14 protein-coding genes are annotated in these 14662 nt (G+C 65.6%); 8 read left to right on the forward strand and 6 right to left on the reverse strand.

The features are described from left to right. Nucleotides 1-11 precede the first annotated feature (11 nt). Both ACODRZ_RS17815 and ACODRZ_RS17820 read right to left on the reverse strand, forming a co-directional pair. Nucleotides 12-665, reverse strand: a complete 654-nt coding sequence (locus ACODRZ_RS17815; RefSeq protein WP_488972184.1) for a class I SAM-dependent methyltransferase — start codon at nucleotides 663-665, stop codon at nucleotides 12-14. A 4-nt stretch (nucleotides 666-669) separates the two neighbouring features. After that, the gene (locus ACODRZ_RS17820) at nucleotides 670-1884 is read right to left on the reverse strand and encodes a BtaA family protein (RefSeq protein WP_488972185.1); all 1215 of its coding nucleotides are present in this window, start codon (nucleotides 1882-1884) and stop codon (nucleotides 670-672) included. Nucleotides 1885-2137: 253 nt separating this feature from the next. Here ACODRZ_RS17820 and ACODRZ_RS17825 point away from each other — a divergent pair, with 253 nt between their 5' ends. The 6 genes from ACODRZ_RS17825 (at nucleotide 2138) to ACODRZ_RS17850 (ending at nucleotide 8580) form a co-directional block, all read left to right on the forward strand. After that, nucleotides 2138-3349: a saccharopine dehydrogenase family protein gene (locus tag ACODRZ_RS17825; protein WP_008828840.1), complete on the forward strand. Its 1212-nt coding sequence runs from the start codon at nucleotides 2138-2140 to the stop codon at nucleotides 3347-3349. Beyond that, a complete protein-coding gene (locus tag ACODRZ_RS17830) occupies nucleotides 3349-3777 on the forward strand; it encodes a hypothetical protein (RefSeq protein ID WP_488972186.1) in 429 nt (142 codons plus the stop codon). The genes ACODRZ_RS17825 and ACODRZ_RS17830 overlap by 1 nt, the downstream gene beginning before the upstream one ends. Nucleotides 3778-3782: 5 nt before the next feature. Then, the gene (locus ACODRZ_RS17835; protein WP_008828838.1) at nucleotides 3783-4133 is read left to right on the forward strand and encodes a DMT family protein; all 351 of its coding nucleotides are present in this window, start codon (nucleotides 3783-3785) and stop codon (nucleotides 4131-4133) included. A gap of 16 nt (nucleotides 4134-4149) precedes the next feature. Continuing rightward, on the forward strand, nucleotides 4150-5328 hold the full coding sequence (locus ACODRZ_RS17840; protein WP_488972187.1) for a carboxynorspermidine decarboxylase: 1179 nt from the start codon (nucleotides 4150-4152) through the stop codon (nucleotides 5326-5328). 414 nt (nucleotides 5329-5742) lie between these two features. Beyond that, entirely contained in the window at nucleotides 5743-6951 is a 1209-nt protein-coding gene (locus tag ACODRZ_RS17845; RefSeq protein ID WP_488972188.1) for a type III PLP-dependent enzyme, read from the forward strand. A gap of 114 nt (nucleotides 6952-7065) precedes the next feature. Further along, nucleotides 7066-8580: a hypothetical protein gene (locus ACODRZ_RS17850; RefSeq protein WP_488972189.1), complete on the forward strand. Its 1515-nt coding sequence runs from the start codon at nucleotides 7066-7068 to the stop codon at nucleotides 8578-8580. Here ACODRZ_RS17850 and ACODRZ_RS17855 read toward each other — a convergent pair. The 4 genes from ACODRZ_RS17855 to murI all read right to left on the reverse strand — a co-directional run bounded on the left by ACODRZ_RS17855 (nucleotide 8570) and on the right by murI (nucleotide 12845). Further along, nucleotides 8570-9670, reverse strand: a complete 1101-nt coding sequence (locus ACODRZ_RS17855; RefSeq protein ID WP_488972190.1) for an NADH:flavin oxidoreductase/NADH oxidase — start codon at nucleotides 9668-9670, stop codon at nucleotides 8570-8572. The two genes, ACODRZ_RS17850 and ACODRZ_RS17855, sit on opposite strands and share 11 nt — an antisense overlap. 162 nt (nucleotides 9671-9832) lie before the next feature. Then, complete coding sequence (gene hemA / locus ACODRZ_RS17860) at nucleotides 9833-11047, reverse strand: 5-aminolevulinate synthase (RefSeq protein ID WP_488972222.1); 1215 nt, start codon at nucleotides 11045-11047, stop codon at nucleotides 9833-9835. Nucleotides 11048-11175: 128 nt separating this feature from the next. Then, nucleotides 11176-12000 carry a hypothetical protein gene (locus ACODRZ_RS17865; protein WP_488972191.1) on the reverse strand — a complete coding sequence of 275 codons (825 nt, stop codon included), beginning with the start codon at nucleotides 11998-12000 and terminating at the stop codon, nucleotides 11176-11178. Beyond that, complete coding sequence (murI, locus tag ACODRZ_RS17870) at nucleotides 11997-12845, reverse strand: glutamate racemase (RefSeq protein WP_488972192.1); 849 nt, start codon at nucleotides 12843-12845, stop codon at nucleotides 11997-11999. Before murI ends, ACODRZ_RS17865 begins: the two co-directional genes overlap by 4 nt. Before the next feature lie 110 nt (nucleotides 12846-12955). Here murI and plsY point away from each other — a divergent pair, with 110 nt between their 5' ends. After that, a complete protein-coding gene (gene plsY / locus ACODRZ_RS17875) occupies nucleotides 12956-13543 on the forward strand; it encodes a glycerol-3-phosphate 1-O-acyltransferase PlsY (RefSeq protein ID WP_488972193.1) in 588 nt (195 codons plus the stop codon). After that, nucleotides 13540-14649 carry a DNA-processing protein DprA gene (gene dprA, locus ACODRZ_RS17880; protein WP_488972194.1) on the forward strand — a complete coding sequence of 370 codons (1110 nt, stop codon included), beginning with the start codon at nucleotides 13540-13542 and terminating at the stop codon, nucleotides 14647-14649. The genes plsY and dprA overlap by 4 nt, the downstream gene beginning before the upstream one ends. Nucleotides 14650-14662 lie beyond the last annotated feature (13 nt).

The following is a 14662-nucleotide window of genomic DNA, read 5'->3' on the forward strand; positions in this document are numbered from 1 at the left end:
TTCGACTCGGCTCAAGGGCGCGAAAGCCGCACCATCTGGTAGTAGCCGAAAGGTCCGCGTCGGTGTTCCAGCGTCAGTCCCTGCTCGTGCGCGACATGTGCCGCGACGTCGCCGAGTTCGAGGCGCGGGGTGACATGGAACTTCGCCAGCCATCCCAGCAGGGCCTTGCGCAGCGGCGAGGGGAGGCCGGAGCAGTCGCCGAAGTCGACGACGTGCAGGGCGCCGCGCGGCGCGAGCGTGGCGGCGGCCTGCGATAGCGCGGCCTGCCAGTCCGGGATCATCGAGACGGCGTAGGACAGCATCACCCGCTCGAAGCCGGCGCGGCCCAGCAGCGCTCCGGCGTCGAACCGGGTCGCATCGCCCAGCGCCAGCGTGCCGTTGCCGCCCAGCGTCTTCCTCGCGCTGCGCAGCATCTCGCTGGAGATGTCGAGGCCGAACAGCTTCACGCCCCGCCAAGTCCGCCCGACCATTGCCAGGTTGCGGCCGGTGCCGCAGCCGATTTCCAGCACGGCCATGCCGGGCTTGGCGTCCAGTTCGTTGATCAGTCGATCGCGGCCGAACAGGTAGTACTTGCGCGTCAGGTCGTAGATCGGTCGCTGCCAGCGATAGATGCGATCCATCAGTGCGGCGTGGTCAGGGGCATGGGTGATCGGGGGGCTCGCCATCGGTTCAGCCCTTCAGCACGTAGAGGTGGACGCCGCCATAGATCGACGAGCGATCGGCGAGCGTCGCCGTCTGCGACTGCTCGACGCGATAGTCCCAGCGGTCGAGGATCGCATCGGGCACGCGGCCGGGAAGCAGCGAGGGTTCGGCGGCGGTGCGGAACAGCACGCGGGCGCCGGGCTTCGCGGTGCGGGTGATCTCGGTCCACAGTTCGGTGAGCTGGGTGTCGGTCATCCAGTCCTGCGCATCGAGCAGGACGTAGCGATCGTAGCTGGCGTTGTCCGCCGCCATCAGGACGTGCGTGAAATTGGCGTGGCGCAGGTCGAGGCGGTCGAGCCGCTCGCGCACTTGCGGCAGGTTGGCTTCCTGGAGGTACGGAGGCAGGGGGGCTTCGGTGCCCTTGCCGTATCCGCGCGAGAACGCCTGCCAGGCAAAGTAGTTGTCGTTGACCGGGAAGTGGCAGGCCAGCTTCTCCAGGCGGCCGCGCAGCACGTCCGCCATCGACTGACCGCCGGCCAGCGCGTCGTACTGGGCGGGCGGGATGCCGAGGCCGAACAGCGAGGCGGGGTGCTTGGTCAGCCAGCGCACGAAGCGGCGCTCGAACACCGGGGCGAAGCGCTCGTCGAAGATGCGGCGCTGTTCTTCCATGGACTCGGCGTCGAGGATTTCGGCGGGGTTCACCTTGTGGAGCCTGGCGATGACGTGCGCCGCGCCGATGAAGCCGCCGAGCAGCCCGTGGCGATAGACCCCGCGCGTGAAGGCGCCGATGCGGCGGCGGCCGACGAGGTCGCGGCCTTCCCAGTAGCGGCGCGTCGCCTCATCGAGATGCGGGGCCAGCTTCTCGCGGTAGAGCGCGATGTTCTCGGCGCGGTCGGCCTCTGCGATGAAGCGGCGCACTTCGGCATGGCTGAGGTGGCGCACGGCGGCGTGCTTCAGGTTGTTGAGCGCGATGTGCGCGGTGTTGAGATCCACCACGGTGATGCCCGCCGGGTCCGCCGTCAGATACGACAGCGCGTTGCAGCCGCCGCTGGCGATGGTGATGATGCGATTGTCCGGCGTGATCTCCATCGCCGCCATGTCGGCGACCGGGTCCTCCCAGATCTGTGCGTAGACGAGGCCCTTGAAGGCCATCGCGAAGGCCTTGTCGAGCAGCTTGCTCTTGCGCGATGCTTCGTCGCGGACGACCGCGTTCTCGATGAGGTTCGGACGGGGAGTGGGCACGGCGTCGGCTCCTTCGTAGGGATGCGGCGCGGATGACACCGTGCGGTGACCGGGTGATGACGGGTTGAAGGCGGTTTGTGACACTTTGGGGCGGCTCGTGCGGTGTTGCGGCCACGCTGTGTGTCGCTAGGGTGCGTTTGGGTGCCGTTGAGTGCCGTTGTGTGCGGGGCAGTTGAGTTGTCACAGAATGGCCCTATATGGCGCGCTTTCGATTGGCCCCCCGTGGCCTTGATGCCGCAATGGAGACAGGTTGATGAGCAAGGTTCTGGTGATCGGCGCGGGCGGCGTCGGATCGGTCGCGGTCCACAAGATGGCGATGAATCCCGACATCTTCTCGGACATTCATCTCGCCAGCCGCACGGTCTCGAAGTGCGAGGCGATCGCGGAATCGGTCAAGGCGCGCACCGGCGTGACGATCGGCACTTACGCCATCGACGCCGACGACGTGGCGGCGACCTCGGCGCTGATCCGCGAGATCGGTCCGAAGCTGGTGGTCAATCTTGCCCTGCCTTATCAAGACCTTGCGATCATGGATGCCTGCCTCGCAACCGGCACGCACTACATGGACACCGCGAACTACGAGCCCAAGGACGTGGCCAAGTTCGAGTACCACTGGCAGTGGGCTTACCAGGAGCGCTTCAAGGAAGCAGGCCTGATGGCGCTGCTCGGTTCGGGCTTCGACCCGGGCGTCACCAGCGTCTTCGCGATGTGGCTCAAGAAGCATAAACTGAAGACCATCCGCACGCTCGACATCCTCGACTGCAACGGCGGCGACCATGGCCAGGCCTTCGCGACGAACTTCAACCCGGAGATCAACATCCGCGAAGTCACCGCGCCGGCCCGCCACTGGGAGAACGGCGACTTCGTCGAAACCCCGGCGATGGCCAAGAAGGTGAGCTTCGACTTCGAGGGCGTCGGCCCCAAGAACATGTACATGATGTACCACGAAGAGCTTGAAAGCCTTGCGAAATTCCTGCCGGAAATGGAGCGTGGCCGCTTCTGGATGACCTTCGGCGATGCCTATATCCAGCACCTCACCGTGCTGCAGAACGTGGGCATGACCCGCATCGACCCGGTGATCTACAACGGCGTCGAGATCGTGCCGCTGCAGTTCCTGAAGGCGGTCCTTCCCGAGCCTGCATCGCTTGGTCCCACGACCAAGGGCAAGACCAACATCGGCGACATCGCGACCGGCGAAGCGCTCGACGGTTCGGGAGAAAAGACGTTCTACATCAAGAACATCTGCGACCACGAAGACGCCTATGCCGAGACCGGCAACCAGGCCGTCAGCTACACCACTGGCGTGCCCGCGATGATCGGCGCGGCCATGGTCGTGACGGGTGCATGGTCGGGTGAGGGCGTGTTCAACATGGAGCAGTTCGACCCCGATCCCTTCATGGACATGCTCAACAAGCACGGCCTGCCGTGGACCGTGGAAGAGCTGTCGGAACCGCTTCCGTTCTGATGGGCTGCCGCTCGCGCCTCTTGTTCCTGACCGCGCTGGGTGCGCTGGCACTGGGTGGCTGCACCCCGGCCGAAGCGCCCCAACCCGGGCCGGTCACGCCCACGGCGCCGACCGGTCCCGCCGAGCCTGCAGGCGACCAGTCCTACGCGCGCGACATGAGCGCGGCGGACAAGGCGGCCTGCACCTCCGGCGGCGGCACGGTGCAGCGGCGCGGGATGCTCGGCATGGAGATGTGCGTGCATGCTTACGCGGACGCGGGCAGGCAGTGCACCGATTCAGCGCAGTGCGAGGGCAAGTGCGTGGGCAGCGCGGGCTCGGTAGCGCCGGACAAGGCGGCGAGTGGGCAATGCCAGGCCGATGATCGCCTGTTCGGCTGCTATGCGGAGATCAAGGACGGCAAGTCCGCCTATGCGATCTGCGTCGACTGAGCGGCATGAACTGGTCCTTCGTCGCGCCCGTGGCTTTGCTGGCGGGCTCCAACTTGTTCATGAACACGGCGTGGTATCTCCACCTCAAGGTGCCCGGAAAGGCGCTGTGGGTGGCGATCGCGATGAGCTGGGGCATCGCATTCTTCGAGTATTGCCTCGCCGTTCCAGCCAACCGGATCGGCAGTTCCGCCTATTCGCTCGGCCAGCTCAAGGTCATGCAGGAGGCGTTCTCGCTGCTGGGCTTCGTGCTCGTGGCCTGGGCGCTGTTCGGGCAGAAACCGGGCTGGAACGAGATCGTCGGCTTCTGCCTTGTCGGGGCAGGGGCGTGGTTCATCTTCAAAGGCCCGCTGGGCTGACTTGGGACTAAGCATCATGGAAACCAGAGCTGGCGATCCGGGCGCTTTCGCGAACTTCGACCTGTCGCGCGTCGACAGCCCCGCATTCGTGGTCGATGCCGCGAAGCTGCGTTCGAACCTGCGCATCCTGAGCGAGATCGGCGAGCAGTCGGGCGCCAAGGTGCTATCGGCGCTGAAGGCCTTCTCGATGTGGTCCACCGCGCCGATCGTCGGCGAATACCTCGACGGCGTCTGTACCTCGGGCCTGTGGGAAGCGCGCCTCGCCTCCGAGTTTTACGACGGCGAGATCGCGACGTACTGCGCGGCCTACAAGGCCGAGGACATGGACGAGATCCTGCGCCTTTCGGACCACGTCATCTTCAACTCGCCCGCCCAGATCGAGCGTTTCTGGCCCTTCATCGAAGGCGCCCGCGCGCGCGGTGAGAGCTTCGATATCGGCCTGCGCGTTAACCCGCTGCACCCCGAAGGCGAAGTACCCAAGTACGATCCGAGCGCCCCGCATTCGCGTCTTGGCTTCCCGATAGACCAGTTGACCGAGGACCATGTCGAACTGATCGACGGCATCCACTTCCACAACTTGTGCGAGCAGGACTTCGAGCCGCTGGCCCGCACCTGGGAAAAGGTGTTCGACTTCCTCGAACCGTTCTTCGGCCAGCTCAAGTGGATCAACATCGGCGGCGGCCACCACGTCACCCGCGCGGATTACCAGCGCGAGGAACTGATCGAATTCCTCGCCGACATGGCCGAGGATACCGGCGCCGAAATCTACATCGAGCCGGGCGAGGCGGTGGCGCTGGACGCCGGGATTCTCGTGGGCACCGTCCTCGATGTGGGCTGGAACGGCATGCCGGTGGCGATCGTCGACATTTCCGCCACCTGCCACATGCCCGACGTGATCGAGGCGCCGTATCGCCCCGCCATGCTCGGCGAACGCGGTGAGGATGAAGCAGAAGCCATACGTCTCGGCGGCCCGTCGTGTCTCGCGGGCGACGTCATCGGCGATTATGTCCTGCCTGCCGATCCCGAGGCCGGACAGCGCTTCGCGTTCCTCGACCAGGCGCATTACTCTATGGTCAAGACGACGACGTTCAATGGCGTGCCGCTGCCCTCGATCTGGCTGTGGGACTCGGAAACCGACTCGCTCGAATGCGTGCGCCGGTTCGATTACGAGGACTTCCGTAGCCGCCTGAGCTGATCCCCGGAGGTATCCGAATACGGCCATTAAGCATGAAAGGAGCGGGTGTGTGCGAAGCACCATCCACCCGCCGCGCCCATGATGCAGCCAATCCCGTTAACGCGAATCGTTGGGGACCGATCCTGCGCCTTGCCGCGTTGCAAACGATGACGCGAACGACCCGACTGTCACCGGGTCGTCATCACACTGCAATGGAGTGGATCAATGCAAGCCGCTGCAGAGAAACGAAATTTCCCGAGATCGCGCGCCCGGTTCGGCACAGGTGTTTGGGTAGATGACGTTTTTGTGAAAGTCCCCGTTTTTCACTTGCGATTCATGTCCTGAGCCTTATATCCCGCCCCTCGCTGCCCCATGGGGACTTCCAAACCGCAAGGCAGCTCTTGTCGTTAACACACCGTTTGGGGGTCCCTTGAGTTGCACGCATTCCTCGACGCACCGGCCGTAGCGCGCACCCTCGCGCCTGACGAACCAGTCATTCTGAACCGCCCGCATGCTGCGGCGCGCGCTGCCCGATTCTTCGCCACGAAGTTTCCGGGCAAGTCGCTCTATGCGGTGAAGGCGAACCCGTCGCCCGATCTCGTCCAGATTCTCTGGGACAACGGCATAACGCATTACGACGTCGCCTCGATCACCGAGGTGCGCATGGTGCGCGGCGTGCTGCCGGACGCGACCCTGTGCTTCATGCACCCGGTCAAGACCGCCAGCGCGATCCGCGAAGCCTACTTCCAGCACGGTGTACGCACCTTCAGCCTCGACACCCTCGAGGAAGTCGAGAAGATCGTCGAAGCGACCACCGATGCCGAAGGTAACGCCGCCGCCGACCTGCGCCTCTGCGTGCGTCTGCGCGTGTCGTCCGAGTATTCCGAGCTGAGCCTCGCCTCGAAGTTCGGCATCGACGTCGCCGATGCGGGCGAACTGCTGCAGGCCACGCGCCAGGTCGCTGACTGGCTGGGCGTGTGCTTCCATGTCGGTTCGCAGGCGATGACGCCCTTCGCCTACGTGCAGGCGCTCGAGCGCGCCCGTGCGGCCATTGCGGCTGCCGGCGTGGTCATCGACATGGTCGACGTCGGCGGGGGCTTCCCTTCGTCGTACCCGGGCATGGAACCGCCGCCGCTGGAGGACTACTTCGCGATCATCCACCGCCACTTCGAGGCGCTGCCGATTGCCTACAACGCAGAGCTGTGGTGCGAGCCCGGCCGCGCGCTGTCGGCCGAGTACAACTCGCTGATCGTCAAGGTCGAGAAGCGCCGCGGTGACGAACTGTACATCAACGACGGTGCCTACGGCGCGCTTTACGACGCGGCCCACGTCGCCTGGCGTTTCCCGGTCAAGGCCATCGCCATGGATGGCGAGCGTTCGTCGGAACTGAAGGAGTTCTCCTTCTACGGCCCGACCTGCGACGATGCCGACTTCATGGAAGGGCCGTTCCTGCTCCCCGCCGACATCAAGGCGGGCGACTGGATCGAAGTGGGCATGCTGGGCGCTTACGGCGCGGCGATGCGCACCGCGTTCAACGGCTTCGGCGGCGGCGAGGTCGTCCTTGCCCAGGACGAGCCGATGGCGAGCCTCTACACCGGCCGCAAGGACCCGCGCGTTTCGGACAACGTCGTCTCTCTCCGCTGATCTGACGCTTCGAGTACGATAATAACGAGAGGCCCCCGGGACAGCCGTTCCGGGGGCTTTCGTTTGTGCGGGTGGTTGGGGTGATTTTAACTCTCGCCCGGTTAGAGGGCAGCGATGCCGAACCACGAAGACCGCCTGCCGATCCCGAAATGGCGCCTGCTCATGCCTGCGATGGTGGCGCTTGCGTTCCTGCCGGTGCTGCTGGCGCCGGTGCCTGGCTTTGTCGATATGCCCTCGCACATGGCGCGCCATCACGTGCTGGCGAACATCTCGACCGATCCGGTGCTGGCGCGGATGTTCGCGGTGCACTGGCAGTGGATCGCCAATCTTGGGGCGGACCTGCCCTCCGTGCTGCTGACGCCGCTGCTGGGAAGCGAGCGGGCGACACTGGCGGTCGGCGCCTTGCTCGCCCCACTGATGGTCATGGGGCTGTTCCAGCTTTCGCGTGCGGCCCATGGGCGGGTAAGCGCCAGCGCCTTCATCGCACTGCCTTTCGCCATGCACCAAGCGTGGATGTGGGGTTTTCTCAACTACTGCATGGGCGTCTGCCTGGCGCTGCTGGTCGCGGCTTGGCTCTACACGCGGCCGCGCGTGAGCGGGCGCGCGCAGGCGGTGCTGGCAATCGCGGCGCTTGTCGTCTGGACGGCGCATATGGCCAGTTGGGTCATCCTGCTGATTCTCGCTGCGGGTAACGAACTGGGCGCGCTCAAGGGCTGGCGCGATGTCTGGCCTGCCATCCGGCGCAACCTCGTGCTGCTTGTTCCGGTGGTGCCGCTGCTGCTGTGGCGGTCGGAAGCGGCGGGGCAGGGGAGTGGGCTAGCCTATGTCGACTTCCTGAACACCAAGATCGTGGTGTTTGCGAGCGTGCTGCGGGGCACGGAAAAGCTGGTGGACCTTGGCCTGCTGGCCGCCATCGCCTGTGTCGGCGGTATTGCGTTACTTTGGGCTTCGGGGCGCAGGCTGGAGCGGCGTCTGCTTGTCAGCGGCATCCTGCTGGTGCTCGCAACGGTGGCGGCGCCCACGACGATCCTCAATGCATGGGGCACCGATCTGCGCACGGCTCCCGTCGCGCTGCTGGTCCTCGTCCTGGCGATCACGCCAAGCGCCCGGCCCGAAAGGGAGCGACTGATCGCGTGCGCTGGGATCGCCCTGTTCTTCGTGCGGGTGGCGACAGTGACGCGCGACTGGACTGCGCATGGACGTATTCTGGAGCAGCGGCTGACGTTGCTGGATGCGGTGCCTCGCGGTGCCCGCCTCGGCTACTTGTGGACGGCGCCGGATTGCGGCTTTCCCTGGCGGCTGGTGCCGGATGAAAAGCTGGGCAGCTATGCCCTCACGCGCAGGGATGCCTACGTCAACACGCTGTTCATGGTCGATAACGCCAAGCTGATGACCATCCGTGACCCGATTCTGTCGCAGCGCTGGGCTGGGGGGACACAGGACGTGCCACCGCTCTGCCCGCAGAACCGGCCCGATCTTGATGCACTGCGCACGAAGATGGAAGCCCTGCGTGGCGACCATTTCGACGCCGTGTGGGTCTCGGGAAGCATCCCGGCGAACCTGCCGCCGCCGTCCGGCTTCGACGTGGCGAAGCGGGCCGGCGGCGACACGCTGTTCCTCAGGCGCTGACGAACAGGTCCTTGTAGGCGCGCGGCTGGCTGCGCAGGAACTGCGGCGCGACGGAGATCTTCGCGCCGAGCGCGGCAGTGGCATGCCATGGCCAGCGGGGATCATAGAGTACAGTGCGCGCAAGCCCGATCATGTCGGCGTCGCCAGTGGCGACGATCGCCTCCGCCTGTTCCGGCTCGGTAATGAGGCCGACGGCGATCACGGGGATCGATACCGCCTGTTTCACCGCGCGCGCCAGCGGCACCTGGTAATTGGGGCCGACCGGGATTTGCTGCGCAGGGTGGAGTCCACCGCTGGATACGTGGATAGCCGAGGCGCCGCGTGCTTCCAGTGCCCTGGCGAAGGCGATGGTCTGTTCGATGTCCCAGCCGCCTTCGACCCAGTCTGTGCCGGAGAGGCGCACGGTCACCGGCTTGTCGGCGGGAAATGCGGCACGCACCGCGTCGTAGACCTCCAGCGGGAAGCGCATGCGGTTTTCCAGACTGCCGCCGTAGTCATCCGTGCGGGTATTGGAGAGCGGCGAAAGGAACTGGTGCAGCAGGTAACCGTGGGCGGCGTGGATCTGGATGGCGTCGATACCCAGACGGGCAGCGCGATGCGCAGCCTCGGCGAAGGCATTGCGGACGCGGGCGAGCCCGGCGCTGTCCAGCGCAACCGGCGCATTTTCATGCTCCCCGAAGGGCAGATCGGAGGCGGAGACCGTCTGCCAGCCGTTGAGCGCGTCCGGCGCGATCTGGGCGCCGCCGTCCCACGGCTTTGCCGTGCTGGCCTTGCGACCGGCGTGGGCAAGCTGAATAGCGATAGGCATGTCCGACCAGCGGCGGACGCTTTTCAGGACTTTGTCCATGGCTTCCTCGGTCGCGTCGTCCCACAGGCCCACGTCGCCGTAGGAGATGCGCCCTTCGGGAAGGACGGCGGTGGCTTCGATCGTCAGGATCGCGGCACCCGACTGGGCAAGCTGGCCGAGGTGCTGGACGTGCCAGTCGGTCATGCGGCCATCCTCTGCGGAATACTGGCACATGGGGGCGATGACGATGCGGTTGGCGAGCGTGATGTCGCCGAGAGTGAGGGGCTCGAAGAGCTTTGCCATGGATGGTCCTCTGGTCATGTCGTTGCGAGGAGGAGCGCGCAGGGAAGCGCCGCAACGTTCGTGCACTTGGGAACGCCGCGCACGAGAAAAAAGGCCCTCCGCAACGTGCGGAAGCCCTTTCCCGATAGAATATCTTGCAATCGCTAAAGCGTGCAGCGCGATTTACGCGGCCAGGCGCATCTCCAGCCGGTCCCAGATTTCCACCAGAGCCTCGGTCAGTTCGCGCATCATCTCTTCGGTATGCGCAGGGCCGGGGGTGAAGCGCAGGCGCTCGGTGCCGCGCGGCACTGTCGGGAAATTGATCGGCTGCACGTAGGCGCCGTACTCGGCGAGCAGGATGTCGCTGATCTGCTTGGCCCGCACCGGATCGCCGACCATGAGCGGGACGATGTGCGTGACCGAGTCCATCACCGGCAGGCCCGCATCGCGGAACATCTGCTTCATCATCGCGGCGGAGCGCTGCTGACCCTCACGCTCGACACTGGAACTCTTGAGGTGGCGCACCGAGGCGAGCACGCCCGCGACCAGCACCGGCGAGAGCGAGGTCGTGAAGATGAACCCCGGCGCGTAGGAGCGGATGCAGTCGATGATCTTGGTGTTGGTGGCGATATAGCCGCCCATCACGCCGAAAGCCTTGCCCAGCGTACCTTCTATGATGTCGATGCGGTGAGCGGCTTCGTCACGATCGGAGATGCCGCCGCCGCGCGGGCCGTACATGCCGACTGCGTGGACCTCGTCGATGTAGGTGAGGGCGTTGTACTTTTCCGCCAGATCGCAGATCGCGTGGATCGGTGCGACGTCGCCGTCCATCGAGTAGACCGACTCGAAGGCGATCAGCTTGGGCAGGTTCGGGTCGGTTTCTGCCAGCAGTTCCTCGAGGTGTTCGAGGTCGTTGTGGCGCCAGACCTTCTTTTCGCAGCCGGAGTTGCGGATGCCCGCGATCATGCTCGCGTGGTTCAACTCGTCCGAGAAGATCACGCAGCCCGGCAGCAGCTTGGCCAGCGTGGACAGCGTGGCATCGTTCGAGACGTAGCCCGAGGTGAACAGCAGCGCGCCCTGCTTGCCGTGCAGGTCGGCGAGTTCGGCCTCCAGATCCACATGATAGTGCGTGTTGCCGCCGATGTTGCGGGTGCCGCCCGAGCCCGCGCCGACGTCGTGCAGCGCCTCTTCCATGGCTTCGATCACCTTGGGGTGCTGGCCCATGGCGAGATAGTCGTTCGAGCACCACACGGTAATCGGCTTCGGCCCGTTGTGGCCGGCGAAGCACCGCGCGTTCGGATAGGCGCCCTTGTTGCGCAGGATGTCGATGAAGACGCGGTAGCGCCCTTCGGAGTGAAGGCGCTCGATCGCCTGGTCGAAAATGTGCTCGTAGTTCACGGTGTCGACTTTGTCCTGCCTTGCCTGTTCCGGCGCCTGCCCAAAGCGTTGCGTCCGTTGCCCGGACTGCATTTGCTGCGCCCAATAGCTTATCGCGTCTCTCATTGCCAGTCGCTTGTACCTAAGGGCTAATCGGAAAACGTGCCTGCGGAAAACGGGATTTTGGAAGGCTCGTGCCCCGCAACGATCGTCATCTGCGGCGCGGCGCGGTGCAATGCATTGATCGTCATCAACCACGAGAGGGTTTCCCCGCGGAACGAGGACATTTCTCCGCGAGTTGCTATGCGCGCGGGAAGGCGTTGTTCCTTCCAGTTGGCGGCCAGCTTGGCGATGTCGCCGGTAAACAGGTACTCATGGTCGTCCGCCAGTCTGACGTAGACCATGTTCGCGTCCGGAGCGACGCCCCTCGCCGGGATCACCACGACCCCGGGGGCGAGGGCATACGGTGCGTCGCCGGAGGGAGGAGGTTCCTGTGAGGCCCGGTGCGTACCTGTCGCATGGCCGCCGTTGTGAGTCGGCTTGTCGGCCAGGATGACTACATGCGCCGCTTTCAAAAGCGCCACATCGACGCGGACCTGGGCGTCGCCGTTGTATTGGTCAAACTCGCTAGTGGCCGCGGCCGTGCGCGAAATCCCGGCGTCTATCACGATGGGGCCGCTGCCTGGCACGATAAGTTCGTAGGCGCGGATGATGTTCGGATACTGCCGAAGCCCTCCGCCGGCGATGAGCATGTTGCGGGAGGTCATGCGCAGACCCACCGTCTCGACGCGCAGTTCGACAGGGCGTTGCCCATCGTCCGCATCCGCAAGTTTGCGCAGAACGCCGATCGTCAGCGGCTTGGCCTTCGGCTCACCGCCTCCCGGTCCGGTCCCGGCATCGGCCAGGAACCAGTAGTACGGAATGGCGATGATGAGCAGTACCGACAACAACCACAGATTGAGCCGTCGCGTCAAAATTTCTCGATCCTCAAGAGCCCGTAATGCGCCAGTTTACCGGCATAGGCATCAGGCAATTCTCCCTGCCCGGTGAATAGCGCGAGGTCAGGCTCTTGGCGAGAATATTCCTGTCCCGCCGTGAGACGCGCAACCTGCCGCGCTATGCCTTGGGCACCGTGTACGAAGCGCACGCCGGGGCCGAACGCTTTGGCGAGTTCCGCCTCGACAAGCGGGAAGTGGGTACATGCCAGGACGACGGTGTCGATCCTCTCGCCATCAGGCTGGGAGCGTAGCGCCTCTGCGGCATGGCGGATGAGGGCGGGGTCGACGGCCTCGCCGCGCAGCTTGGCCTCCGCAGCCTCCACGAGGCCCGGCGCGCCATGGCGCAGCAGGCGCTTGTCGGCGGCGAATTCGTGTTCCAGCCGGTCGACGTAAGCCTGCCGGATCGTCGCCTCGGTGCCGAGCAGTCCGATCACGCCGGTCCGTGTCATCGCGGCGGCGGGCTTGATGGCAGGCACGGTGCCGACGATCGGAACCTCCAGCACCTCGCGCACCATGCCCAGCGCAATGGTCGAGGCCGTGTTGCAGGCGATGCAGACGAGACGCGGGCGCAGTCGTTCCGTCATGCGGCCGAGCAGGCCCGCGACCCGGGCGGCGATCTGGGCCTCGGTCTTGGTGCCGTAAGGCAGTCCGGCGGTATCGGCTGCGTAAATGACCGGTGCGTCGGGGAGTGCCTTGCGGACCTCTTCCAGTACGGTGAGGCCGCCTACGCCCGAATCGAACAGCAGGATCGGCGCCGTCGCATCGACCCTGGTACGCGCGGTGGCGGCCCTTTTCGGCGCGCTCTCGATATCGGAAGCCATCATCAATCCCTGGACCTTGCCACCTGTTAACCGCGAGAAGGTTGTTCCGGCAACGTCGAATGCTGCAACCTGTCTTCTGCAAAGCGCGATAGGGCGCTAAGGCGCATGGCATGGCGTGGATTCTCTCCCTGGCACTTGGCTACATCTTCGGTTCGGTGCCCTTCGGTCTCATCCTGACCCGGGCTACGGGCGCGGGCGACTTGCGTTCGATCGGCTCTGGCAACATCGGCGCAACCAACGTGCTGCGTACAGGTCGCAAGGGTCTTGCCGCAGCAACCTTGCTGCTCGACCTGGTCAAGGGGCTGGCCGCGGTGCTGATCGCGGCGCAGATATGGCCGGAGTGGGCGCCTCTGGCGGCGCTCGGCGCGTTCCTGGGCCACTGCTTCCCCGTCTGGCTGCGGTTCAAGGGCGGCAAGGGCGTTGCCACTACGGCAGGCGTGGCCTTCGGTCTCGCATGGCCGGTGGGGCTTGCTTATGCGGTGACCTGGATCGGCTTGCTCGCGACGGCCCGCATCTCTTCGGTTTCCGGCATGACTGCGGCCATCGTTGCGCCGCTCGTCGCTTTCGTGCTCGGCTATCCGCAGGCGGGGCTGGTCCTGACCGTCATCGCGGCGCTCGTACTCTTCCAGCACCGCGAGAATATTGCCCGCCTGCGCGCCGGGACCGAACCACGCATCGGGAGCGGCAAGAAGAAGTGAGCGCGTCGGGCGGTCTCTCGCAGGAGGAAGCCTTCGCCCGCATCCGCCTGTTGCGTTCGCCGAATGTCGGGCCTGTCACCTACCGGCACCTGCTAGCCCGTTTCGGGGATGCGGCGAGCGCGACGGCGGCTCTGCCCGAAATTGCCGGCCGCTCCGGCCGCCCATATGCCCTCGCTGCCGAGCATCGCATCCATTCCGAGATCGCGGCGGCCCGCAAGGCGGGCGCACGCTACCTCTTTCACGATTCGCCCGATTATCCGCGCTTGCTGGCCGAAACGGAGGGTGCGCCGCCGATCCTGACCTGGCGTGGAGAACTCTCGGTCCTTGAGCGACCCTGTGTGGCGATGGTCGGTGCTCGCAATGCCTCGGCGGCGGCGATTCGGCTGGCGCGGGAATTCGCGCACGATCTCGCGAGCGAGGGTTGGACGGTCGTTTCCGGCCTTGCCCGGGGCATCGACGGCGCTGCGCATCAGGGAGCGTTGGCGGCGAGAGGGGCGACCGTGGGAGTCATTGCCAGCGGTATCGACATCACCTACCCCCCCGAGCACGCGGCCTTGCAGGAAGACATGGCGACACGCGGGCTGCTGCTGGCGGAACAGCCCCCCGGAGCCGAGCCGCTGGCGCGGCACTTTCCCGCGCGCAACCGCATCATCGCCGGCCTTTGCCTGGGAACCCTGGTGGTCGAGGCGGCTCCGAAATCCGGCTCGCTCATCACCGCGCGGCTGGCGGGAGAGATGGGGCGGCAGGTCATGGCGATCCCCGGCTCGCCGCTCGATTCCCGCTCGCACGGCTGCAACCAGCTGATCCGTGATGGCGCGACGCTGGTTCAGGGCGCTCGGGACGTGATCGAGGAATTGACCGATTTCTTCGGTGCGGTGCCCATGCCGCTGCACCCGTCCGATGGCCCGTCGGCAGAGGGCCTGCCGGCCGCACGTCCTGCCGATCCGGCCGAAGTCACTGGTCTGCTGACGACTGCGCCGGTTGCCGTCGATGAATTGATCCGCCAGTCGGGAGCGAGTGCCGCAGCTGTGCAACTCGCGTTGCTGGAGATGGAACTGGACGGGCGGCTTACCCGGCACGCAGGCGGCCGGGTAAGCCTCGGCTGAATCTGCCAGTTTG

Source organism: Novosphingobium sp. FG90, assembly GCF_057808725.1.

What these genes read in the sequence shown, in the direction of transcription:
- ACODRZ_RS17815 (WP_488972184.1), bottom strand. Translation starts at nt 665, where the DNA reads ATGGCGAGCCCCCCGATCACCCATGCCCCTGACCACGCCGCACTGATG.
- ACODRZ_RS17825 (WP_008828840.1), top strand. Translation starts at nt 2,138, where the DNA reads ATGAGCAAGGTTCTGGTGATCGGCGCGGGCGGCGTCGGATCGGTCGCG.
- ACODRZ_RS17830 (WP_488972186.1), top strand. Translation starts at nt 3,349, where the DNA reads ATGGGCTGCCGCTCGCGCCTCTTGTTCCTGACCGCGCTGGGTGCGCTG.
- ACODRZ_RS17835 (WP_008828838.1), top strand. Translation starts at nt 3,783, where the DNA reads ATGAACTGGTCCTTCGTCGCGCCCGTGGCTTTGCTGGCGGGCTCCAAC.
- ACODRZ_RS17840 (WP_488972187.1), top strand. Translation starts at nt 4,150, where the DNA reads ATGGAAACCAGAGCTGGCGATCCGGGCGCTTTCGCGAACTTCGACCTG.
- ACODRZ_RS17850 (WP_488972189.1), top strand. Translation starts at nt 7,066, where the DNA reads ATGCCGAACCACGAAGACCGCCTGCCGATCCCGAAATGGCGCCTGCTC.
- ACODRZ_RS17855 (WP_488972190.1), bottom strand. Translation starts at nt 9,670, where the DNA reads ATGGCAAAGCTCTTCGAGCCCCTCACTCTCGGCGACATCACGCTCGCC.
- murI (WP_488972192.1), bottom strand. Translation starts at nt 12,845, where the DNA reads ATGGCTTCCGATATCGAGAGCGCGCCGAAAAGGGCCGCCACCGCGCGT.
- plsY (WP_488972193.1), top strand. Translation starts at nt 12,956, where the DNA reads ATGGCGTGGATTCTCTCCCTGGCACTTGGCTACATCTTCGGTTCGGTG.